This is a genomic window from Phaeobacter sp. JH20_37 (assembly GCF_048056015.1).
Taxonomy (GTDB): domain Bacteria; phylum Pseudomonadota; class Alphaproteobacteria; order Rhodobacterales; family Rhodobacteraceae; genus Phaeobacter; species Phaeobacter bryozoorum.
The window spans coordinates 14,828-38,011 of sequence record NZ_JAYMWW010000002.1 but is presented as its reverse complement, the minus strand read 5'-3'; the positions used below and the strand labels follow the sequence as shown (position 1 = coordinate 38,011).

The following is a 23,184-nucleotide window of genomic DNA, read 5'->3' as shown; positions in this document are numbered from 1 at the left end:
CGCGATCAGGACAAAGGCAGGTCTGCCTCGGCCAAGTGGCAAGCGACGGTCAACCCTCCGGGCAGGTTGCGCAGGGGAGGTGTCTGCCTGTCGCAGGTTCCCGCGATGACACGGGTGCAGCGGTTGGCGAAGGGGCAGCCCTTGGCACCGATAATCACGCTACCGGCGCTGGCCGCCTTGGCCTCGCTCGTATCGGCCACACCTTCAAGCCAATCCTGCCGCATCTCGGGAACCGAGGACAGCAGGAGTTTGGTATAGGGGTGGAACGGCGGGCTGAAGACGGCCTTTGACGGGCCTTTCTCCACCACGCGTCCGGCATAAAGAACGACAACCTCGTCAGCGAAGGACGCCACGGTGGACAGATCGTGGCTGATGAACATGTAGGCGACGCCCAGCTTGTCCTTGAGCGATTTCAGAAGCTCGATCACTCCGGCGGCAACCACGGTATCCAGAGCCGAGGTCACCTCGTCGCACAAGATCACCTTGGGATCGGCAGCCAGTGCGCGGGCAAGATTGATACGTTGCTTCTGCCCGCCCGAAAGCTCTCCGGGATAACGCGACGCGAATTCGCGGGGCAAGTCGACCAATTCCAGCAGGTCGCCAACCTTTTCGGCCCGTGTGCGGCCCTTGATCCCTTGGTAGAACTCCAATGGGCGCCCCAGGATGTCGCCGATCCGCTGGCGCGGGTTCAGGGCGGTATCGGCCATCTGGAACACGATCTGGCAATCCTTGAGCGTCTCGCGCGACCGGTCCTTCAACGCCGGCGCGGCGATCTTGCCGCCAAGATGGATCTCGCCTTCTTTCAACGGGGTAAGCCCCGCCACGACGCGTGCGAGCGTGCTCTTACCACAGCCGCTTTCGCCGATCACCCCCACGACCGAGGCCGCGGGCACATCCACCGAAACGTCCGAAAGGATCGTCAATGCGCCGTAACCGGCCGTGACATTGCGGGCCGAGATTACCGGCTCCTGCGCGGCAGCGGTTTCGACATGTTCCACCAGGTGTGGCGCGGGGCGGACGGCGGCCATCAGCGTCTTTGTGTATTCGTGCTGCGGATCATGCAGGATCTGGGCGGTCGTGCCTTCCTCGACCATCTCGCCATTCTTCAGGACAAGGATGCGGTCAGCCACCTGCGCGACAACGGCCAGGTCATGGGTGACATAGATCGCCGCCGTGCCCTGATCCCGGATGATGTCCTTGAAGGCTTTTAGCACCTCGATCTGGGTGGTCACGTCGAGCGCCGTGGTCGGCTCGTCGAGGATCAAGAGGTCAGGCCCGCAGGACATGGCCATTGCTGCCATAAGCCGTTGCAATTGCCCGCCCGAGACCTGGTGCGGGAACTTGTCGCCCACCGTCTCCGCGCCGGGAAGGTCGAGCTTGCGATAGAGGTCGATAGCGTTCGCAGTCAGGGTTTCGGCATCGCCCGCGCCGTGCCACAAGGGGGCCTCGATCACCTGCCGGCCGATCCTGAGCGCGGGGTTGAAGCTGGCGGCGGCGGATTGAGCCACATAGGACACCTCGTCACCGCGCAAGGCGTGTCGTTCCTGCGGCGACAGCGCCATGATGTCCCGCCCATTGAGCCAGACCTCGCCGGCTGAAATGCGGCAGCCGGGGCGGGCAAAGCCCATGGAGGCAAGCGAGATCGTCGACTTGCCCGAGCCGCTTTCGCCGATCAGCGCCAGCACCTCGCCCTTGGCCACGTTGAGCGATACGCCCTTGACGATCGGCACATAGGCACCCCCGGGTGGGCGACCTTCGACGCGCAGGTTCTTGATGGTCAGGATATCGCTCATTGGTCGATCTTCTCCAGAACGGTTTCACCCTGCTGGCGCTGCTGGAACCAGTCGACAAGCAGGTTCATGGAAACAGTCAGCGACGCGATGCATGCGGCGGGGATCAGCGCGGCAGAGGAGCCGAGGAACAGGCCGCCCACGTTTTCCTGCACCATCAAACCCCAGTCGGCGGCGGGTTCCTGCACCCCAAGGCCAAGGAAGGACAGGCCCGAGAGGAACAGGATCGAAAAGGTGAAGCGCAGGCCGAATTCCGCGATCAAAGGGGCCATGGAATTGGGCAGGATTTCACGTGTCAGGATCCACCATGTGCCTTCGCCACGGGCGCGCGCGGACTCGACGAAATCCATGACGCCGATGTCATAGCCAAGCGCGCGCGACACGCGAAAGACACTGGTGGACAGAACCAGCCCGACTGTCAGCACCAGCACGGTGATAGAGGTGCCGAAAGCACCGATCACGACAAGCGCGAGCAGCGTCGATGGGAAGGCCATGAACGCCTCGACGATGCGGCTCACGATGATGTCGAACCAGCCTTTCAGGATCGCGGCGGCAAAGCCGAGCGTCACGCCGAAGGCAAAGGAAATCACGGTGGTGATCAGCGCGAGCAGCAGGGTGGTGCGCACTCCGTAAATCAGGCGCGAGAACACGTCGCGCCCCAGTTTGTCCGTCCCCAGCAGGCCGCCTTCGCCAATCGGCGCAAAGGTCGTGGCGGAGATTATCTCGGCCTCGCCATGCGGGGCGACCCATGGACCGAACAGGGCGAGCGCAAACCAGAACAGCAGGACCGACCCCGCGATGACAGCGGTCCAGGTCAGGCGCAGACCGGCAAAGACCGACGCGCGTGGCGCCACGATTTCGGAAGTGTCGCTCATTTCGGATACCTCAGGCGCGGATTGGCCATGATCGACAGGACGTCGGCCAGCAGGTTCAGCAGGATATAGACCGCGCCAAAGATCATCGCGCAGGCCTGAATCAGGGGAATGTCGCGCAGGCTCACACCATCGACCAGCAAACGCGTCAGCCCTGGCACCCCGAAGACGGTTTCCACGATGATCACGCCCGAGACCATGTAGCTGAGGTTCAGCGCGATGACGGTGAGGATGGGCGAAAGCGCGTTGGGAAGCGCATGGCGGATCACCAGGCGGCGTTTCGGCAAGCCCTTGAGTGCGGCCATTTCCATATAGGGCGAGGTGAAGATGTTGATCACCGATGACCGGGTCATCCGCATCATATGTGCCAGAACCGCAAAGCTGAGCGTGGCGACGGGCAGCGCCAGGGCGCGGAAATTTTGCCAGAAGTCGAAGTAGGGCCGCGTGTTGGCCGAAGCGGACAACCATTTCAACTCGACCGCAAAGACTTTCATCAGGATGAGGCCGATGAAGAATTCCGGTACCGCGATCAGTGCGAGCGTGGTCATGGCCAGTGTCTTGTCCACCTTTCCGCCCGCCCGCATCGCTGACCACAGGCCAAGTGCAAGCGACAGTGGAACCGAGATCGCCGCCGCCAGAAGCGCAAGCCGAAGCGTGTTCCACATCCGGCTTTCGATCATGTCGGCCACGGGGCGCTTGGTCGCGAGTGACGTTCCGAGATCGCCCTGCACCATGCCACCGAGCCAATCGAAATACCGCACGATCGCCGGGCGGTTCAGCCCCATTTCCTCGCGCAAGCTGGCAAGCGCCTCTTCCGTGCGGCTTTGACCAAGGATCGCCTCGGCCACGTCACCCGGAAGGATCTCTGTCGCTCCGAATATGATTATGGATGCCAGGAGCAGGGTCAGCAGTCCCTGCGCCAAGCGCGTCAGTATGATGCGAAACACCCCGTTCCTCCCTCAAGGCTGGGTGCATATTCGACGCAAGCACGGGTTCGGACAAACAACCATAGTGACCCTAATGGGTGCGTTTTGGTTATGGCTATGGCATGCGTGGCTTCACGTTCGGGCAAAGACCGGTTTTTTGTTGTTTGCCCGAACGTTCCGAAAGGCGGCAAAACCCTTGCAACCGGAGATGCCTATGACCGCTTATGCCTATCCTTTGCTGATCAAACAGATCCTGACCGCGCCGCTGGCTCATGCCCCGAGCCAGAAGATCGTTCATGCCGACACCATGCGCTACGACTACCGCACTTTCGGAGAGCGTATCGGACGTGCCGCTGGGGCCTTGCACGCCCTCGGCGCAAGAGAGGGCAGCGTTGTCGCGGTACTGGACTGGGACAGCCACCGCTATCTTGAATGCTTCTTCGCCGTGCCGATGATCGGGGCGACGCTGCACACGGTGAATATCCGTCTGTCGCCGGAGCAGATCCTTTACACGATCAACCATGCCGAAGACGACCTGATCCTGTGCCATGTCGATTTCCTGCCTCTGCTGGCCGAAATCGCCCCCCGGATCGCGCGACCGTGGCGGCTGGTTATCCTGAGCGATGACGGGACGGTTGAAAGCCCCTTGCCGTCCGACGGCGAGTACGAGGCACTGCTGATCGCCGCCGAACCTGTCACCGAGTTCCCGGACTTCGATGAAAACATCCGTGCGACGCTGTTTTATACAACTGGAACCACGGGCGATCCGAAAGGGGTCAGCTACTCTCAGCGTCAGCTCGTCTTGCATACGATGGCAGTTGCCGCCGGGCTTGGCCCGATCCCCGGAGGCGGTCTGAATCGTGGCGACGTCTATATGCCGATCACGCCGCTGTTTCACGTTCATGGCTGGGGCATTCCCTATGTGGCGACCCTGATGGGCCTCAAACAGGTTTATCCAGGGCGCTACGATCCCGCGCGATTGCTGGGCCTGATCGCCGAGCACGACGTGACCTTTTCGCATTGCGTGCCGACGATTTTGGCGATGCTGTTGAACGCGCCGGAAGCGGCAGCGACGGACCTGAGCCGCTGGAAAATCATCATCGGCGGCTCGGCCCTGCCCGAAGGGCTGGCGCGACAGGCGCTTGCCAGAGGCGTCGATGTTCACGCGGCTTACGGGATGTCGGAAACCTGCCCGTTTCTGACCGTGGCCGACATGATGGCGACCCGTGACCCCGACGCACCGATCGAAGTTCGGACCGCGACAGGCAAGCCCGCGCCACTGGTTCAGATCCGGGTGGTGGATGCCGGCATGAACGACGTGCCGCGAGATGGAAAGTCGACCGGCGAAATCGTCGCGCGTGCGCCTTGGCTGACGCAATCCTATCTGAAGAATGACGAAGGCACACGGGCACTCTGGCAAGGGGGCTGGCTGCACACCGGCGATGTGGGGCTGTTCGACCAAAGCGGCACATTGCGGATCACCGACCGGCTCAAAGACGTGATCAAGACCGGCGGGGAATGGGTTTCCTCGCTGGAACTGGAGAACCTGGCCAGCAAGGTCGCGGGTGTATCAGAAGCCGCCGCCATCGGCGTTCCAGACCCCAAATGGGGCGAACGCCCGCTGTTGGTGATCGCTTGCACCGATGCCGCGGATGAAACCGTGACGCAGCTTCACACCGCTTTTGCTGCGGCAGTCGCGGATGGCGTGCTGTCGAAATGGGCTGTGCCGGACCGGATCGAGATTGTCGCGGCGCTGCCCAAGACCTCGGTTGGGAAACTGGACAAGAAAGCCCTGAGAACCCGCTATTGCTAGGAAAGAACCGCCTTCATGAAAGACGTCGTCATCGTATCAACCGCCCGCACCCCCATCGGCACTGCCTTTCGGGGGGCTTTTAACAACATCAAGTCGCCGACGTTGGCCGGGCACGCTATCCGCGCGGCCGTCGAGAGGTCCGGCGTCGATCCGGCCGAGATCGAGGACGTGGTGATGGGCTCGGTCCTGACCGTCGGCACCGCGGGCTTGAACATCGCGCGGCTGGCGGCATTGGCCGGTGGGCTGCCCGCAACGGCCGCCGCCCAGACCATCGACCGGCAATGCGCCTCGGGTCTGATGGCGATCGCGACGGCCGCAAAGCAGATCTCGGTCGACGGCATGGGCGTTGTTGTGGCCGGTGGGCAAGAGAACATATCAGCCGTTCAGGCGCGCTATTTCGATTGGGTGATGGCCGAAAAAGACCCGGCCGTGATCCGGGCGGCCGAGCACGCCTATATGCCGATGCTTCACACAGCCGAAAACGTGGCGCGGCTACACGGGATCTCCCGCGAGGCGCAGGATGAGTTCGCGGCGCTGTCGCAAGCGCGAACGGCCGCCGCGCAGTCAGCAGGCGCTTTCGATGACGAGATCGTGCCGGTGACCGCGACCAAGCTGGTCAAGAACCGCGAGACAGGCGAGGTGCATGAAGAGATCGTCACGCTGACACGGGACGAAGGCAATCGCCCCGGCACAACGGCGGAAACGCTTGCCGGTCTCAAGCCCGTTGTGGACGGCGGTGTTGTCACGGCGGGCAATGCCAGCCAGCTGTCGGACGGCGCCTCGGCCTGTGTCCTGATGGATGCACGCATGGCCGAAGGACGGGGGCTCCAGCCGTTCGGCATCTATCGCGGTATGGCCGTGGCAGGCTGCGCGCCCGAGGAAATGGGCATGGGCCCCGTCTATGCCGTGCCGCGCCTGTTGGAGCGGGCAGGCCTACAGGTCGATGATATCGGCCTTTGGGAACTGAACGAGGCTTTCGCCGCGCAGGCCATTCCCTGCCGTGATCAGCTGGGGATCGACCCTGACAGGCTGAACGTCAACGGCGGTGCCATTTCGGTGGGGCACCCCTACGGGATGACCGGTGCGCGGCTGGTTGGCCACGCGCTGATCGAAGGCAAACGGCGCGGCGTCCGCTACGTTGTTGTCACGATGTGTATCGGCGGCGGAATGGGGGCTGCCGGGTTGTTCGAGGTGGCCTGATGACCAATCCCGAAAAGCTACTTCTCATCATCCTGGACGGCGTTCCCTACCGGAATTTCCGGCGCCTGTTCGGCAATCTCGAAGGCTGGGTTGCCTCGGGCGAGGCCCGCGTGCGTCGGATGCGGTCGGTTCTGCCGTCCACTTCTTCGGCCTGCTATGCTTCGATGCATACCGGCCTGCCGCCGCATGTTCACGGTGTCTTTGGCAACAAGCACCGACAGCGGCTTCAGGTCCCAGATGTGTTTTCCGAACTGGCCGGGGCTGAACGCAAGACCGGTGCCGTGGCACTAAGCTGGTGGAGCGAATTGTTCCACCGGATGCCGTTCGACCCGGTGCGGGACATCGAACTCGACAGCCCGCAGGGCCCAATCCACCATGGCCGCTTCCACACCATGGCCGATGCGACCGACGCCAACCAGATGAGCCCGTCCGACGCGGATCTGTTCGCGACACTGACCTATCTCTGCGAGGCCAAGGGGATCGACTACGGATTGTTGCATACTTCGACGCTTGACAGCATGGGGCATCGTTTTGGCCACGGAAAGCGGGAGATGAGCGACGCCTGCTACTATCTTGATGCAGCACTTGCGCCCTACGTGACCCGTTGGCGCAACCTTGGCTATGACGTCATTATCACGGCAGATCATGGTCAGGACGACCTAGGCCATCACGGCGGTGCCGGCGAAGATCAACAAGACGTCGCCTTCTACTATTTCGGTGACTGCGACCTGCCGCAAGAGGATGCGTTGCTTGACCAACTCGCTCTGGCACCGTCCATCCTGACGCGAATGGGCGTGCCCGTTCCGTCGAGCATGACTGCGAGCCCATTCTTGACGCGCTGACGAGGCAAGTCCTACCCATAACCTCAGTTATGGCAAAGTCATGAAATCGGTTGTTTGTGCGCCGTGTCAGTCCCCCGCAATGTCCAGTCAATAGCGGGGACAGCCCGTCATCGGTCATCTGGGAGGAAAGAAATGTCCGACATCGATAGTCTGGTACGTCAATATAAGGCCGGCGCGCTGAGCCGCCGTGGCTTCTTTAAACGCGCTGGCGCATTTGGTTTGCTCATGCCTGCCGCCAGCGGCATTCTCGCAATGGCAGGTCCGGCCCATGCGCAGAGCCCGTCACGCGGCGGATGGCTGCGGATTGCGCAGGGAAACACGGACAACACGCTCGAACCGGTGCGCATGGTCGACACCGATGACGGCATCTATTCGAACTGCGTCTATCAGCGCCTGACCCGCTTTGCGCCGACGCTGGAAGTCGAGGGTGACGCGGCCGAGGAATGGAGCGTGAACGCCGCCGCGACCGAGTGGAGCTTCAAGCTGCGTAGTGGCCTGACATTCCACAACGGTCAGACCGTTACCGCAGCGGATGTTGTCGAAAGCCTGTCGCGGCACATCGCCGAAGGATCGGAATCGCCCGCAAAAGCCTTGCTTTCGACTGTCACCGCAATCGAGGCGCCCGACGCCATGACGGTGAATATCACTCTGTCCTCGGGCAATGCTGACCTGCCGGTGATCATGTCCGACTATCACCTTGCCATCCATCCGGCAGGACATGCCGATTTCTCCATGGCCATTGGTTCCGGCCCGTTCAAGGTGATGGAGTTCATCCCCGGTGAGCGCGTGGTTCTTGAGCGGTTCGACAACTACTACGAAGAGGGCAAGCCCTATCTCGACGGGATCGACTTCATCCCGGTGCCGGATGCCAACGCAACGCTCAGCACGCTGTTGGCCGGTGACGTGGACGCTATCCGCGATGTGCCGGCCTTCGCGGTGGAACAACTGAGCGGCAACGACGCCGTGACGCTCTACAACACGCCCACCGGTGGCTTCACCAATATCGTGATGATGGTCGACCGCGCGCCGACCGACAACGCGGACTTCCGCAAGGGCATCAAGCACGCGCTGGACCGGGAACTGATCCTGAACCAGGTCTTCAAGGGGATCGGCACGATCTCGGCAGATACGCCGATCGGACCGACCTACAAGTACTGGTGCGAGGATGTGAAACCTGCCGAATACGATCTCGACAAGGCGAAGTTCTATTTCGACAAAGCGGGCGTCAACGCGATCGACCTCTATACCTCGGAAACCGCAGGCAGCTCGGCGAACGATATCGCGCTGACTTTCCAGCAGTCGGCCAAGGGCGCAGCGGAAATCAACGTCATCAAGACGCCATCTGATGGTTTTTGGTCAAATATCTGGATGCAGAAGCCGATGACCATGTCGGGCTGGCAGGCTCGACCCACGGTTGATGCCTTCCTGACCATCGCGCACATGAACGGCGGTAGCTGGAACGAAACCATGTGGGGGTCGGATGAATTCGACGCCATGATCCTTGCTGCCCGTGCCGAATTGGACGAGGCCAAACGCGCCCAAATGTATTGCGACATGCAACACATGATGAACGATGACGGAGGTTTCGTGAACCCGGTGTTCCAGAACCAGCTAGAGGCGACGGCGAAGAACGTCATGGGCTTCACGCCGCATTCCGTCGGCGGTCTCGGTGGTTTCGGCCAGACACTGCGCAACGTCTGGCTCGCCTAAGCCGCTATTCTCTCTGTCAGAGGCGGTTGCCGACTGACTTTTGGCCGCCGGTCCGTCCGGATCGGCGGCCTTTCCTTTCCCTTCCACTCAACAACCGGGGCAATCATGTTCTCGATCTCGCCTTCCACACGTCTGCGTCCTTCACCTTTCTACGAGGCGACGCTCGCCGACGGCGTCTGCGCCATGACCACCTACAATCACATGCTGCTGCCAACCTCTTACGGCCATCCCGAAGAGGAGTACTGGCGCATCATCAACGGCGTTTCGATGTGGGATGTTGCGGTCCAGCGGCAAGTTCAGCTGAAAGGCCCCGACGCTGGTCGGCTGGCGCAGATCCTTGCGCCCCGTGATCTGTCGAAATGCAAGATCGGGCAGGGCAAATATGTCCCCCTGTGCAATCATCACGGCGTGTTGATCAATGACCCTATCCTGCTGAAGCTGGACGAGGATCGCTATTGGCTGTCCATTGCCGACAGCAACATCTGGTTCTGGGCCGAAGCCATCGCGCGCGAACGTGGTCTGAATGTCGAGGTGAGTGAGCCTGACGTGTCGCCCCTTGCGGTACAGGGGCCGAAGGCAGAAACCGTTGTCGCCTCGATCTTCGGCGACTGGGTTCGCGACCTGAAGTACTTCTGGTTCCGCGAGACAGAGATCGACGGAATCCCCGTGGCAGTGGCCCGGTCCGGCTGGTCCAAGCAAGGGGGGTTTGAGATCTACCTGATGGATGGCACCAAAGGCAGCGCGCTTTGGAACATTGTCAAGGAAGCCGGACAGCCGCACGGGATCGGCCCCGGCAACCCCAACTGGTGCGAACGTGTTGAAAGCGGGTTGGTCTCTTATGGCGGCGACTCGGACGGGCAGACCAATCCGTTCGAGGTCCGGATGGACAAATATGTCGATCTTCATGTGCCTGACGATACGATCGGGATCCAGGCATTGCGCCGCATCGCGGCCGAGGGTCCGAAACGGCATCAGCTGGGTGTTATCCTGGACAATTCGGAACCGGTCAAGCCGGAGTTCACATGGAATGACATCGACATGGACGGTGCGCGCATCGGCAACATGACCACCTGTGTCTGGTCTTACCGCATGAAGAAAAACATCGGGTTCGCCCTTGTGGCGACCTCGGCAAGATCCGGTGACCGGGTTGTCGTGAGGCGCGCGGCGGGGCCCGTCGAAGGCACCCTGTGTGAATTGCCATTCCTTTGAGGGGAGCATAACTGTCATCACGGAACCCGCCCGGCAGACGCCGGTCATCCATACCACGGACGTCCTTGTGGTCGGATCCGGCCCCGGGGGGCTTGCCGCAGCGTTAGCCGCGGCACGGGCGGATGTCGACGTTTGTCTGGTCGAACGCTTCGGATGTTTCGGTGGTAACATCACCGTCGTCGGCGTCGAGGGCTTTGCCTGGTACCGTCACGAAGCCACTATCGAGGCAGGCGGGATTGGGCGCGAATTTGAGGATCGCGCCAAAGAGGTGGGTGCCGCCGTACCGGAAAGCCAATCCCTGAGCTACGAGATAGACAGCGAAGGCTTCAAGCTGGTCGCCGACCGGTTGGTGGAAGCGGCGGGCATCCATGCCATGCTGCACCGGCAGTTCGTGGCCCCGGTGATGGAGGGCAACCGCATCGCCGGGATCATCGTCGAATCCAAGGCCGGGCGCGAAGCGATCCTGGCCCGCGTGGTGATTGACGCCACGGGCGACGCCGATGTGGCGCACCGGGCTGGTGCACCCACCCACAAGACGCCCGCCGAACACATGCAGGCGGCCAGCGTGATGTTCCACCTGGCCGGTGTCGACAAGTCCGCCTTCATGGACGAAGTGCGCCGCGATCCGCAGACCTACAAGGACTGGTCCACCGGCGAATGGACGGTGGAAACCGATGGGAAAGAGGACGACATGTTCTCGCCTTTCCTCAAGAAACCCTTCGCCAAGGCTATCGAAGAGGGTGTGATCCCGCCGCATTTGAACACGATCGCCGGGACGTGGGGCGCCATGCATGACACCGGCGAGCTGACCTACATGAACCTTGTGCATTTGGCGGGGGTGGACGGCACTGACCCCGACAGTCTGACGCGGAGCGAAATCGAGGGGCGTAAACAGGCCATGTTGGCCATCGATGCGCTGCGCCGGTTCATGCCGGGCTGCGGTGGCGTGCGTCTGCGCAACTTTGGCATGACCATCGGCATCCGCGACACGCGCAAGATCGATGCGGCCTACAACATCACCGAAACCGACGTGCGCCAGCAGGGCCGGTTCGAGGATTCCATCGGCATCTACCCCGAGTTCATCGACGGCTTTGGCGTGCTGATTATCCCGACCACCGGGCGCTATATGCAGATCCCGTACCGGGCGATGCTGCCCGGCAGGGTCAAGGGCCTGCTGGTGGCGGGTCGCGCCATTGGCGGCGACCGGATCGCCCATGCGGCCACCCGCAACATGGTCTGCTGCGCTGTGGCGGGACAGGGTGCGGGCGTGGCCGCGGCGCTTGCCGTCCGGTCGGGCCGCGACGTGGCAGAGGTCGACATGGCGGGCGTTCAGGCTGAACTGGTCCGCCAGGGCGTGAGGATCGCCTGACCATGGCAGTGCCGAACCGCGAGATCGAAACCGATGTGCTGGTTGTGGGTGGTGGAACCGCCGGGTTCGCGGCGGCGCTCGCGGCAGCACGGTCAGGCATGCACGTGCGCCTGATCGAGGCCGGGCCCAAGATCGGCGGCGTGATGGCATCCTGTCCAGGTATGCCGTGGGGCGGAGGCTATCCGCTGGGCCACAGCATCGGTGGCATCTTTGCCGAACTGACGGACAGGCTGTCAGCGATGGTGCCGCCCGCTGCCGAGGTCCGTCCCTGTACGCTGGAAAACTTCGGCCCCGAGGTTCAATACGACCACGAGGCCGCAACGCTCCTGATGTTCGATATGCTCGACGAAGCGGGTGCGACCCTGCACCTCAACACCATCGCAGGCGAACCCGAGATGGACGGCACCCGGATCAGCGCAGTTTCGGCTCATGACCGGCTCGGCCCGCTCCGCTTTCAACCGCGCATGGTGATCGACTGTTCCGGTGACGGCGACCTGTCGGCCCGGGCGGGCGTGCCGCACACGCTTGGCGACGGCAAGGGCAACATGATGGCCGTCAGCCTGACCTTTCACATGGTCGGCGCCGATACCGATGCAGTCTTTGCCGAAGGTGACCCCTATTTCCGCCGCTTTGCTGCCCGAGGCATCGCCGAAGGGCGCCTGCATCCCGATCTGCACAAGCTGTATCTGATGCGCGGCTTTCACACCGGCTCGGTCTTTTGCAACACGGTCACCATCCGGGGCGTCGACGGCACCGACCCGGATTCCGTCACTCGCGCCACACAAGAGGGCCGCCGTCGATGCCACCAGGTGGCGCGGTTTCTTGTCGATGCAGTGTCCGGCTTCCGGGACGCGCGCATGTGGGGACTGGGCCCATCCGTCGGTGTGCGGGAAACCCGGCGATTGCAGGCGATCTATCGCATTACGGGCGACGACATTGCCCGGGCGGTCAAGTTCGACGACGGCATTGCCGCCTGCGACAATCCGATTGACGACGTAATGCGCGACAGCGCCGAGATGACCCATGAGGCGGCGGTCAGCCAGGGTGCCTATTACACCATCCCGTTCCGCGCGCTGGTCCCCGAAACTATCGAAAATCTGCTGTTCGCCGGTCGCCTCATCTGTGCCGATCCGGTGGCCTTTGCCTCGGTCCGGGGCATGCCACAATGCATGGCGATGGGGCAGGCGACAGGTGTTGCTGCCGCGATGGCACTCGAGGGCGCTTTGCGGGTCCAGGATGTAAATGGCGCGGCGCTGGCCGGCGAACTGGCCCGGCAAGGGCTTGCCGGAATCGCCGATCGGAAACTAGTGGCTTCCTAATGATCCAGGGAATTCCAGCAATTCATTAACATAAACTTCATTACGAGATTTTCAGCGCGTTTTTGGGCAAGTTCAGTTGCGGGTTGGAAACTCTACCTCACCCCATTGCGCCGTTTTTGCAGAGCCGCAACGCTTGCATCGAAGTCCAGCCTTCCTGCCTTGGCTCGACGGATCAGTTCGCGCATCAAACCGCCAGGATTGCGAACAGGGTAGCTCGGGTGATCTCGCTGCGCATCAACCAATAGTAGGCAGAAAGCCAACCCGTGGTCGCCCAAGGTGCTCTGGCCCTCATGCCAAACTGAAGCATGGATATCGAGCATCGGCAGCAACGCCCAGGCAGCCTCGATGATGTCGCGCTCTTTGAGAGGTCGGTTCTGATCTCGGCTCGCGTCAAGCATCATGCGTAAGCCGTCGCCGGCAATGCGATATAGATTCTCTGGCGTCAGAGCGGGTGGCGCGGGGCAGGGAATTGATGATGGCGGTTCACTCTGTGCGATTTCCGCATGTCTTCCAGAGTTATCCACAGCGGGCGGCGTCTTTACAGTTTGAGTTTCTTCTCTGGTGTTTTGTGTAAAGGGCCGGAAGTTTTCCGCTGGCTGGTCGGAAGAAAGCCTACGTTTTTCAAGCCAATCTTCAAGGCTGTTGCACAGATCGGAACTGGCCTTCAAATGGGCGTTGAGCCGCTCCAGACCAAGACGGCTTAACGCATCGCTGCGTGGCCATTTATCGAAACTGGCCAGAATCCTGGCGATCTCAGGATCGTTGATAGCCGAGGAGGGCAGGGCGGCGATGCACCGTTTCATGTGACGCAAACGAAGGGACCGAAGATCCTTCAAAGCGCGCAAATGCCTCCGTTCCGCACGGAGCCGATCGCGAAGGGCTATGAACTCTTCCAGTCGCGCGATCAGCGGAGTCAGTATCAAGCCTAGACCAGCGCGACCATAGCGGGCCCCATTCGCCGCGACACGTTTCACGATCAGCCCAAGCTTGGCCAGCGCGGCCTCATCCGTTCGCAACTGGCGCGACGTCTTGCCAAGTTCGACCGCTGCGAGATCTTGCGCGCCAAAAAACACCGGTTCACGATGGGGAGAGGTCCAGTCGGATGCGCGGGTGCGCCCGATGATGTAGTTCAGAACTGCCAAGCGCGCCGGGCGCAGGCCTATATGCGGGGCAACCTCTGAAATTAGCGCCATGACAGCACCTTTGGTCCAGCCTTCCGGCAGGGTGAGTTGGGTTTGGATCACGTTCAATGTCTAGTCCTTGTGAATTGGGACAAGGCTGCAACAGGGCATCCGTGTCCCCGCGAGCGACACGTTTTTTCATTGCCTTGACTGTCGTGACTGCTAGAACGAGATCACAGTTTGATTTGATCTGACGGAACGCCAATTCCGTTGTTCTTTGAGCCCCTCGCTTGGTTGCCGCCTTGCGGGGGTTTCTTCTTTTTTATCGTTTGCCTGTGACTGTTTGAGATCAGTAGTTGACTTGTTCGAAGCCATAGGTGCCCTCAAAATCCTCCCAATCGACGAACACAGCACGGACCCAGATATCGGGGCAGTTCTGGCCGTATCGCTCGGCCCCTCGGAAGGCTGGAGGAAGGGCACTTATCGAGCTGTTTTGCCACCGAAATTGGCCGTCCTGATCATACGTGCCACGCCGCACGGAAGCATATCTGTTGCAATCGTCACGGCCCTCCCTCTGACGTGCCGTAACCTGAAAGACATCTATGGAGCGGATGAAATCAAAAGCAGGGTCCGTCACATCGATATCGGCGGCACGCCCGACAGCTTGGGCGAGTTGGAGCGTTTCTCGCTCTCGGGGCAGGGAGACTGCTGGACCCGGATTGAACCCCGCCAACCTGTAGAGGCGCTCAACCGGGTTCGGCGCTTCGAACTCAGCACGCATTGGACAACGCCAGATCTGCAGCGGTGGTTCGACTGGCCAGGGCGTGATCCGGCGGATAAACTCCGCGCGCGCCCGGGCACATGGGACCGAAGGCGGCCAACCGCCTGCGAGGCACAGGAGGATCGCACAATCGATCTGGTAGCCTTGTGCGGCGGCAGGTTTGGCAGCAAGCGGTGTAAGCCCGATCGCGATGATCGCGGCAGTTGACAGAAGCCGCCTCATGACAGAGCGCCGCCGCTAACCCGTTGTCGTATAATAAGACTTATGTTAATTGTGTCATAATTGCTGACATATTTTGCGCGTCGTTTCATTGGAACATCTCCTGGTAAGCGTCAAGCACAAGACGGACTTCGGCCTGCGCGGAAGCTGATGCTGCGGCGAGGCAATTCAGATAGGTTTGTGCCTCATCGAAGTAGGTGTTGAACTCGGCTCTGATGTCGTCGCCGTACTCGTTCAGGAGCGCAGGCGAGGCCGCCAGCTCCGGCCGCAACGGCAACACGCAGTCCATCGCCAGCGTCTCGGCGGTTGCTGGGATCGCTAGGGCGATGAATGTGCTACATGCCAGCAACCGCGACATCTGGTGGTCTCCCGACAATCTGGGGGCGAATCGTGTGTCGGACCTATCACTGAAAAAATATCTTAATCAATCAAAAGATATCTATTGACCATCTAAAGGGTTTTCCGCTACGTCGCCGCATATCTTGTGACATGCACTGTTTGAAGCGGTGCAAAAGCAGGTTACTTCCGTAGGAACTTCTTTCCTTCGGAGGCAAAATGGCAGGAACAAAATACCCCGTGATCCTAACATCGCACATGCAAGAGGCGATCGAGGGTGGGGCATGGATCGAGGTGGAATGCGTTGAAGCCCCGGAAAAGGGCGGCAACACGCATAGGGGTGGCTGGACGGTTTTCGTCTGCTCCAATGACGGCCAAGGCGGTGTGCACCGGTCGGTCTATGTGACCAACCGGGATCTGAAACCACGCGTCTTCAAGACCGCAGCAGGGCTCATGAGCTTCTGCCTGGAGCTCGACGCAAAAGTATTCAGCTGCCCTCTCCGAGAAGGCGAGAGAGGCACGTGGGAGTTTGAGACGACAAGGTATCCTACCAGCGGTTAGCCTCGTTCTCTGGGGGCTTTCAGGCCCTTCCACTTATGCACAATCCGTTATCGATCTCGATGCTCCAGACCGTATTGGTCGACTGACCAGCAGCGTTCTCGACTTTGCAAGACCCCAACCCGAGCAAAGCGACGGTGTCGCACGCTCTGAGGTCGTCCCTCTTGATTCACCACGCCTGTCTCCGCCGCGGGTCCCATCGGGCCGCCCTGCGATCGAGACCATGATCCTTGATGTGGGGTCGGTCTACGCGGACCATCCGGCCCTGCGCAGGGCCGGGATGTCCTCTCGCGATTGGCTCGCATTCTTTCGCGCCAACATCGCTATTGAAAGCGCATTTGATCCAGGCGCGCGATCGCATGTCGGCGCAATCGGGCTTGGGCAGTTGATGCCGGACACTGCGCGCGTGCTTGGCGTCGATCCGCATGATCCTGAGCAAAACCTGCATGGATCCGCCCGCTACTTGCTGACACAACTTGATCGTTTCGGCACGCCGCAGCTTGCGCTCGCGGCCTACAACGCCGGCCCCGAAGCCGTGGCGCGCCATGGCGGCATTCCCCCCTACCGCGAAACCCAAGGCCATGTCCGCAAGGTCATGGCCGTCTATGCCCAATCCATCGGAGACCAGACATGAAACGCATTGACTACACCCGGGCGGCATTGGCCGCGTTGCTGATAGTGGCCGCCGCCCCGGCGCTTGCACAGGACCTCAGCCCGGTCTCTGACATGATCGACAACATCATCGACGCGGTGACGGGTCCGATCGGTCGTGGCCTCGGTGTGCTCGCTCTCGTGGGATCCGGCGTCATGATGTTTTTCGGGCGTCTCAACTGGCCGATCTTCGTCGCCGTGTTTGTCGGCGTGGTGCTGATCTTTTCGGCAGAGACCATCATCGATGGCTTTGCGGCTCCTTGATCTGACTGACTGCAGAGACCTCCATGCGCGACACACCACTCTTTCTGGGGCTGACCAAGCCGCCACGGATATTCGGTCTCCCGATCGGATATTTCGTGGCGCTGGTCTTCGCATCCGTGATCCCTTTCATTCTGGTTGACGACATGCGGTTCCTGCTGGTGTTCATCGCGGGCTACCCACCACTTTGGCTGGTCGCAGACCGCAATCCACATCTGTTTCAGATTTTGAACGTGGTGATGTCGCGCACACCGCGAACGAGTGTGCGATCCTGCAATGGGGGCGATCTCTATGTCGCGTGAGTTTCGGGGGTTAATTGCCAGCAGCGCTGTTCGGGATGCACTTGGGGACAAGGTTTTGAAAGCCGAGCGTCTTGGGCGGCACCTACCTTACATTGCTGCGGTGCGAGACAATGTCATCCTGACGCGGCAGGGTGATCTAATGGCGTCGGTCACGCTTGGCGGGATCGACAGCTTCACCAGCGATGACGCCCGGATCGATGAGATCAGTGAAGGCTTTGCCCGGATCGTCAGTCAGTTGGGCGAGCGTTTCGGTTTCCACATCAACAAGGTATCACGCCCGGATGTCGCGGACCTTGCTGCGCCTGACGGTATGACTTTTGCAAATGCGGTAGACGCGGCGTGGCAGAGAAGCCTGCGCGCACGTGACCTGAAAGCCCGCACCTTGATGCTGACAGTATTGATGCGTCCGTCGATGCCGCAGGCCTTCTCGAAGGTTCTGGGCGCCCTTGGCGGCGGCCGCGATTTCCAGAAAGACATCGATACGCGAATTGTTGCCCTGGAAGAGGCCATGACGCTGCTCATGGCGATGTATTCCGACGCAGGTGCAGCGCGCCTGACAGTCTCGAGCGGGGACTGGCTTGCAGTGTTGGCCGCAGTTCACGGACAGAGCTACGGCAAAATCATCGCGGCCCCCGGGCAACTGTTGGCTGACACGATGAGCAATTTCGACGTCAGCTTTCAAGGCAAAACCATGCGGCTGGAAAGCGGCGACAGCGCACGATACGGCGCGATTTTCGGGATAAAATCCTATCCCAGTCGCACCTGGCCAACCATGCTTGACGCGTTGGAACTGCCCTATGACATCACGATCACAAACTCTTTCACGCCGAGGCGCGCCAATGAGATGGTTGAGCGCATTCAACGCACCTTTCGCCAGCGGGGTGCCTCCGAGGATGCTGGTGTCAGCCTGACAGAGCAATTGATCGAAGCCGCCGACGCCGTGGCATCCGGCCGGTCGACCTTTGGGACACACCATGCCTCCGTACAGGTTTTCTGTGACAGCGCCGAGGAACTGGAACAGGCAGCTTCCGAGATCTGGCGGGCGGGGCAAGAGACCGGTGCCGTTCTGGTAAGGGAATCCTGGGCCGCAAAGGCGCTCTATTTCGCGCAAGCGCCGGGAAACTGGGCCTACCGGATCCGTGACGGGATCGTTTCGTCGCACAATTTCGCGGAACTTGCGGCGTTTCACAAGACAAGGCCGGGACGCGGACCTGAGGCCAGCCCATGGGGCAAGACGATCACGGCCTTCCCGACCGTGACCTCCAGCCTCTACCGGTTCAACTTTCACGAAGCGGGGCGCCGGACCGATGAGCCAAGCGTCGGGCACACCCTTGTTCTGGGCCGCACCGGGTCCGGCAAGACACTCGGCACGGCTTTTCTCATGGCACAGGCCCGAAGAGTGGGTGCGCGAGTCATCGTTTTCGACAAGGATCAGGGGTTGGAGATGGCGATCCGCGCTTTGGGTGGCAGCTACAGCGAAATCAAGGTGGGCCAGCCCACCGGCTTTAACCCGATGACCACGGAGACCGATGCGCGGGGGGCCGCCTGGCTGACAGATTGGCTCGGCGACATTCTGGCCCGTCACCGTCCATTTGAGACGGTCCAGACCGCAGCACTGAACGAGGCGGTTCGTCAGATTGCCGCTGCGGAGCCGGGCCTCAGAACCTTCGACGGTTTGGCAAGTCTCGTGGCCTCCACTGATGATGATGGCGACCTGGTGTCCCGCGTGCGGGAATGGACAGAAGTCGGCCGGTACGGTTGGCTTTTCTCAAGGCCCAGTGCCCAGGCGATAGCCATTGGCGAGGATGTCCTTGGTCTCGACATGACTGAACTTCTGGACCAGGACGCAGAACGCTCCGCCCTCCTCGCCTATCTCTTCCGCCGTATCGAGCGCGTGATCGAGGATCGCAAACCAACAATCATTGTGATCGACGAGGCGTGGAAGATGTTGGCTGACGATATCTTCGTCAAGCGTCTCCATGACTGGCTGGTTACCATGCGCAAGCGCAACTGCGTGGTGATGATGTTGACCCAGACACCGGGTCATCTAGACCAAAGTTCGGTCGGCCAGATCATCGCGGAAAGTGTGGCAACCCAGATCCTGTTTCCCAATCCACGGGCAAATCCAGAGGATTACAGCATCCTGCGCCTGAACGCGCGCGAGGCGGATTTTCTTTCCAGCCCGACAGCCGGATTGCGGCTGGCATTGATCCGTTCCGGCACCGACAGCGTGTTCGTGAATACCGATCTCGCAGGCTTGGGCGGTCTGGTTACTGTTCTTGGTGGCGGCAAGACCGGCGAGGAAAAGGCGCCTGCTGATTGGCGCAAGAAAGAAGAATTCTGGAAGGACATGATGTGAAAGCACGATTTTTTCTGTTGGTCGCCACGACGGTCCTGAGCGCTTGCGAAGGTGCATCAACAGGCGTGCGATCGCCCTGTTTTGAGCGGCCCGCTATGGCGTTCTCGGCCCCTGCTCCCGACCTTGTTTCACGGAATGCGCATTGTGATTTCCAGAGCTTCTAGAATGGCGGTTCCGTTGGCCCTGGGTCTTGGCTCGCTTGCCTCCGCGCAGGGCGTGCCAGTGATCGATGGCTCCAACCTTGCCCGCGCTGTGTCTCGCGTGGAAGAGCTCGCACGCGACGCCTTGCGGCAGGGCCAGAAGCGCGATGCCCGCGAGGAACAAGCGGATATCTATCAAGAGCAGCTTGAAGCCTATGAGCGTTTCCTGGCGGAGACCACCGGTGTCACCGACCTGAGTGGGTTCGAGGCTGGTGGGCCTGGCTGGGCGAGCGCTGCAGAGACTTACCCAGCCCAGGAAGATCATCCTGATGCCGATCGCCTCTTCGGTGAGCCAAGCGACGTGGAGCGCATGATCATCACGGTGGCGCGGCGCTATGAGGGTCATCCCGGTGTTGCGGCCGCCGGTCTGACGCCACTGACATGGCGTATCTTGTTTCAGTCACTGATCAAGCAGGAAAGTCGTTTCAACAATGCAGCCGTCTCCCACGTGGGTGCGCGCGGTTTTTGCCAGCTGATGCCGGGCACAGCATCGGATCTCGGTGTGAACCCGTATGATCCTTGGGAAAACCTGGACGGTGGCGCACGCTACATTCTCACGCAACTGAACCGCTTCGGTCGGATTGATCACGCTCTGGCGGCCTATAATGCAGGCCCCGGCCGTGTTCTCGAATATGGTGGTGTGCCTCCTTTCGAGGAAACCCAGACCTACGTCCGGCGCATCAACGGCTATTACAACGACTATCTTGGCACCATCACCGGCGTCGACATGACGGGGTCAATGGCGGGCTTCGATGGTGCCTCGGCCGCCTGGGGCAACTGGGCGGATGCCTCGGTCGGCTATGGCGCCTACATGGGTGCCCAGATCGATCAGGCGATGACGAGGATCGTGGCGCTTTTGCGTGAAGATCCGCCCGGTAACGCAAAAGAGGCGCTGGACCGCTCCACCTATATGCTTGCTGAACGGGCGCGGCTCATGGCGCTGACGCTGCGTCTGCGCGCGGCCCACGTGAAAGTCGAAGCGGCACAAGGTTTGACCGAGGCCGCCGATCACTTAGAGCAATCCACTTTCTGGAGGTATTCCGATGAGGGCTGACACCCGCCTTGCCGCAATTATTGTCGCGGGCACACTCATGGCGGCACACCTGCCCCCTGCCTTCGCTCAGGGTGTGCCTGTGATCGATGGATCGAACCTCGCGCAGAATATCGAGCAACTGCAGGCCGCGCTGCGCGATGCGGAAAACCAGCTCCAGCAAATCGAGGAATTGCGCACCCAGATCGCGCGCCTCACTGATATTCAGGGCCTTCTTGATGACGTCCTGGGTTCAATTACCGGCCTGAATGAAATCGCAGCCCTCTACAACGATGTGGAGGACCTGCGTGCCCGTGCCCAGAAGATCACCGATCTATCGGGTTTCATGGACAGTCTGTCGCTCGGGGATTTTGACAGCCTGCTGGACGATCTGCTCGATGGCGACGTCACCATGGGTGAGCGCCGCGCCGCAGATGCCATGCGCGAGACCATGGCCAGTGCGGGGTTCACCTCGGAAAAGCTCACCGAGCTGAACGACGCCGGGAACCCGCAAGGCGCTGCCATAGCCGATCTGGCGGCTGCCAATGCCATGGTTATCGGGCAAGCCCAAATTTCCTACGAGGAAGCCGCCCAGAGCATCGAGCGTATCGATGGGCTGGTGGAAGCGATTGGCGATCAGGAAACGCTCAAGGAATCGATCGATCTCAACACGCGTATGGCTGCGGAGACGAATTACATGCTGGGCCAGATGTGGCGCCTGAATGCCGCCCAAGGCTTGGCGCAAGGTCAAAACGGCATTGATTTCGCGGCCGAGCAGGCCCGCACACGCTCCTTCTTTGATTTCTCCGGCGCCGAGGACTGACCCTTGAATACATCACTCAAAGCACTTGCAGTTTTCATCGCCCTGGCAGGCAGTGCCTGGGCGGAAGACTTGCAAGACCTGCCCGACGATACGTTGCTCGGGGAGGTCGTCACTGCCACCGAAAATGGGGAGGAAGAGCGCCTCCTCGATCTCATGCGCGAGGTACAGGCAAGAGGGCTCTTGATGTTCCCGAAGCCGCAAACCTGCACCTTCAGCTATCCGGACACTGAGTTTTTCGGCAACGAGATTTTCCGTGGAGCGGTTCGATGGGGCTTCGGCACCGACCTGAGAGAGCTTGCAATGTCGCAGGGCTTCTGCGGCTGCATCTATGATCTCGGGTCGCTCGATGCGTTCACAACAGAACGGGTCGACAAGCCTGCGCATGCGCTTACAGCGGCGGATTTCAATACCATGCGCCGGTATCGAAACGCTGATTGGAATACCATTGATCAACGGTATGCAACCTTTCGCGAAGAAAGCTGTGGCGCGTAATGGCCATCATCGCGGACGTATTGACCATGGTCGACGCGACTGTGGCAGGTGTCGCAGCTGATACCTATGACAACACCGTTGCAGCTGTGCGCCCCGTGGTGCGAGCAGCGTCCGTATTAGTAACGATCCTCGTTGGTGCTAATTTGCTGATCCAAAGCGTTGAACTTACGCGTGCAACGATCGTCGCCCTTGGTCTGCGTTTGGCGTTGGTGAACCTGTTCCTGACCTTCGCGAACCTCTCTGTCCCCTATGACGCTTTGACAAACGCCCCGGCGGAGCTCGGCGCGGGGATACTGAACTCACTGTCAGGCGGCACAGTTGGGAACCTTTATGATGGAATCGACAATCTCTACTCCCAAGCCCTTAATGTCGGACAGGCGATCAGCCAGAATGGAGGCTGGCTGGCCGGTGCCATGACCAGCGTGGTCATGTTTCTTGTGGCCGCCGCCATGGCGACGATCACCATCATCGTTCTGTCGGCTGCCAAGATCATGTTGGCGGTATTGATCGCTATCGCACCTGTGGCCGTGGCCTGCACCTTGTTCAAACAATCCGCGCCGCTGTTCGAGGCCTGGGTCAAACTCGCCATCGGTTTTTCCTTTGTGCCGCTTTTCGTGGCTGCCATGGCAGGATTTACCATTGCCACTGGCAACGCCGTCGCGCCGGGGAGCCTCGACAGCGTCGAAACACTCGGGGACGCGATTTCGTTCGTCGTGGTGATGATGATCGGCGCCGGCCTGATGTTGCTCGTGCCAACTTTCGCGCAAGGGCTTGCCGCCACGAACATCGGCCTCGCCTCGATCGGTGCAAATGCCGCGCGGATGCCCGGGAACGCATGGCGCAATACCGGTGCCGCGATCCGGGGCGGAGATGACATGCGACGGGGCTTCAACGCAGGACTTCAGGGACAAGGCGTCTCCGATCGATCGTCCAGCGCGGCCCGTGCCGGGAGCTATGCGGGCGGTGCGGTCAAGCTCGCTGGAAAGATGAAGAAGGGATAG

21 protein-coding genes are annotated in these 23,184 nt (G+C 60.9%); 15 read left to right on the top strand and 6 right to left on the bottom strand.

The window, feature by feature from the left end:
- Positions 1–5 precede the first annotated feature (5 nt).
- The 3 genes from VWZ87_RS01230 to VWZ87_RS01220 are packed head-to-tail and all read right to left on the bottom strand — an operon-like array spanning position 6 to position 3,609.
- Positions 6–1,793: an ABC transporter ATP-binding protein gene (locus VWZ87_RS01230; protein ID WP_416536815.1), complete on the bottom strand. Its 1,788-nt coding sequence runs from the start codon at positions 1,791–1,793 to the stop codon at positions 6–8.
- On the bottom strand, positions 1,790–2,665 hold the full coding sequence (locus VWZ87_RS01225) for an ABC transporter permease (protein ID WP_416536816.1): 876 nt from the start codon (positions 2,663–2,665) through the stop codon (positions 1,790–1,792). The genes VWZ87_RS01230 and VWZ87_RS01225 overlap by 4 nt, the downstream gene beginning before the upstream one ends.
- On the bottom strand, positions 2,662–3,609 hold the full coding sequence (locus tag VWZ87_RS01220; protein WP_416536817.1) for an ABC transporter permease: 948 nt from the start codon (positions 3,607–3,609) through the stop codon (positions 2,662–2,664). Before VWZ87_RS01220 ends, VWZ87_RS01225 begins: the two co-directional genes overlap by 4 nt.
- A 193-nt stretch (positions 3,610–3,802) precedes the next feature.
- Between VWZ87_RS01220 and VWZ87_RS01215 the strand changes: the two genes are divergently transcribed.
- From VWZ87_RS01215 to VWZ87_RS01185, 7 genes are all read left to right on the top strand, one after another.
- A complete protein-coding gene (locus VWZ87_RS01215) occupies positions 3,803–5,401 on the top strand; it encodes a fatty acid--CoA ligase (protein ID WP_416536818.1) in 1,599 nt (532 codons plus the stop codon).
- A gap of 15 nt (positions 5,402–5,416) precedes the next feature.
- Positions 5,417–6,601, top strand: coding sequence for an acetyl-CoA C-acyltransferase (locus VWZ87_RS01210; protein ID WP_416536819.1), 1,185 nt, complete (start codon positions 5,417–5,419; stop codon positions 6,599–6,601).
- The gene (locus VWZ87_RS01205; RefSeq protein ID WP_416536820.1) at positions 6,601–7,443 is read left to right on the top strand and encodes an alkaline phosphatase family protein; all 843 of its coding nucleotides are present in this window, start codon (positions 6,601–6,603) and stop codon (positions 7,441–7,443) included. The genes VWZ87_RS01210 and VWZ87_RS01205 overlap by 1 nt, the downstream gene beginning before the upstream one ends.
- A 132-nt stretch (positions 7,444–7,575) precedes the next feature.
- Positions 7,576–9,153, top strand: a complete 1,578-nt coding sequence (locus VWZ87_RS01200) for an ABC transporter substrate-binding protein (RefSeq protein WP_416536821.1) — start codon at positions 7,576–7,578, stop codon at positions 9,151–9,153.
- Positions 9,154–9,258: 105 nt separating this feature from the next.
- Positions 9,259–10,362 carry a glycine cleavage T C-terminal barrel domain-containing protein gene (locus VWZ87_RS01195; RefSeq protein ID WP_416536822.1) on the top strand — a complete coding sequence of 368 codons (1,104 nt, stop codon included), beginning with the start codon at positions 9,259–9,261 and terminating at the stop codon, positions 10,360–10,362.
- Between the two features lie 7 nt (positions 10,363–10,369).
- Positions 10,370–11,731, top strand: coding sequence for an FAD-dependent oxidoreductase (locus tag VWZ87_RS01190; protein ID WP_416539520.1), 1,362 nt, complete (start codon positions 10,370–10,372; stop codon positions 11,729–11,731).
- A 2-nt stretch (positions 11,732–11,733) separates the two neighbouring features.
- On the top strand, positions 11,734–13,050 hold the full coding sequence (locus VWZ87_RS01185; RefSeq protein WP_416536823.1) for an FAD-dependent oxidoreductase: 1,317 nt from the start codon (positions 11,734–11,736) through the stop codon (positions 13,048–13,050).
- Positions 13,051–13,142: 92 nt separating this feature from the next.
- On the opposite strand, the gene repC is transcribed toward VWZ87_RS01185, so the two are convergent.
- The 3 genes from repC to VWZ87_RS01170 all read right to left on the bottom strand — a co-directional run bounded on the left by repC (position 13,143) and on the right by VWZ87_RS01170 (position 15,529).
- A complete protein-coding gene (gene repC, locus VWZ87_RS01180) occupies positions 13,143–14,294 on the bottom strand; it encodes a replication initiation protein RepC (RefSeq protein WP_416536850.1) in 1,152 nt (383 codons plus the stop codon).
- A gap of 226 nt (positions 14,295–14,520) precedes the next feature.
- On the bottom strand, positions 14,521–15,174 hold the full coding sequence (locus VWZ87_RS01175) for a hypothetical protein (protein WP_416536824.1): 654 nt from the start codon (positions 15,172–15,174) through the stop codon (positions 14,521–14,523).
- A gap of 85 nt (positions 15,175–15,259) precedes the next feature.
- Positions 15,260–15,529, bottom strand: coding sequence for a hypothetical protein (locus tag VWZ87_RS01170; protein WP_111550073.1), 270 nt, complete (start codon positions 15,527–15,529; stop codon positions 15,260–15,262).
- A gap of 588 nt (positions 15,530–16,117) precedes the next feature.
- Here VWZ87_RS01170 and VWZ87_RS01165 point away from each other — a divergent pair.
- From VWZ87_RS01165 to VWZ87_RS01130, 8 genes are all read left to right on the top strand, one after another.
- Complete coding sequence (locus tag VWZ87_RS01165) at positions 16,118–16,699, top strand: lytic transglycosylase domain-containing protein (protein WP_416536851.1); 582 nt, start codon at positions 16,118–16,120, stop codon at positions 16,697–16,699.
- A complete protein-coding gene (locus VWZ87_RS01160) occupies positions 16,696–16,980 on the top strand; it encodes a TrbC/VirB2 family protein (RefSeq protein ID WP_037239483.1) in 285 nt (94 codons plus the stop codon). Before VWZ87_RS01165 ends, VWZ87_RS01160 begins: the two co-directional genes overlap by 4 nt.
- Positions 16,981–17,003: 23 nt before the next feature.
- Complete coding sequence (locus tag VWZ87_RS01155; RefSeq protein WP_416536825.1) at positions 17,004–17,279, top strand: type IV secretion system protein VirB3; 276 nt, start codon at positions 17,004–17,006, stop codon at positions 17,277–17,279.
- Positions 17,280–17,418: 139 nt separating this feature from the next.
- Positions 17,419–19,638 (top strand): VirB4 family type IV secretion system protein, encoded by a 2,220-nt coding sequence (locus tag VWZ87_RS01150; protein WP_416536826.1) that lies wholly within the window; start codon positions 17,419–17,421, stop codon positions 19,636–19,638.
- A 177-nt stretch (positions 19,639–19,815) separates the two neighbouring features.
- Positions 19,816–20,892 carry a lytic transglycosylase domain-containing protein gene (locus tag VWZ87_RS01145; RefSeq protein WP_416541588.1) on the top strand — a complete coding sequence of 359 codons (1,077 nt, stop codon included), beginning with the start codon at positions 19,816–19,818 and terminating at the stop codon, positions 20,890–20,892.
- Positions 20,882–21,691, top strand: a complete 810-nt coding sequence (locus VWZ87_RS01140; protein WP_416548863.1) for a type IV secretion system protein — start codon at positions 20,882–20,884, stop codon at positions 21,689–21,691. The genes VWZ87_RS01145 and VWZ87_RS01140 overlap by 11 nt, the downstream gene beginning before the upstream one ends.
- A gap of 3 nt (positions 21,692–21,694) precedes the next feature.
- Positions 21,695–22,183, top strand: a complete 489-nt coding sequence (locus tag VWZ87_RS01135; RefSeq protein ID WP_416536828.1) for a hypothetical protein — start codon at positions 21,695–21,697, stop codon at positions 22,181–22,183.
- Positions 22,183–23,184 carry a type IV secretion system protein gene (locus tag VWZ87_RS01130; RefSeq protein WP_416536829.1) on the top strand — a complete coding sequence of 334 codons (1,002 nt, stop codon included), beginning with the start codon at positions 22,183–22,185 and terminating at the stop codon, positions 23,182–23,184. Before VWZ87_RS01135 ends, VWZ87_RS01130 begins: the two co-directional genes overlap by 1 nt.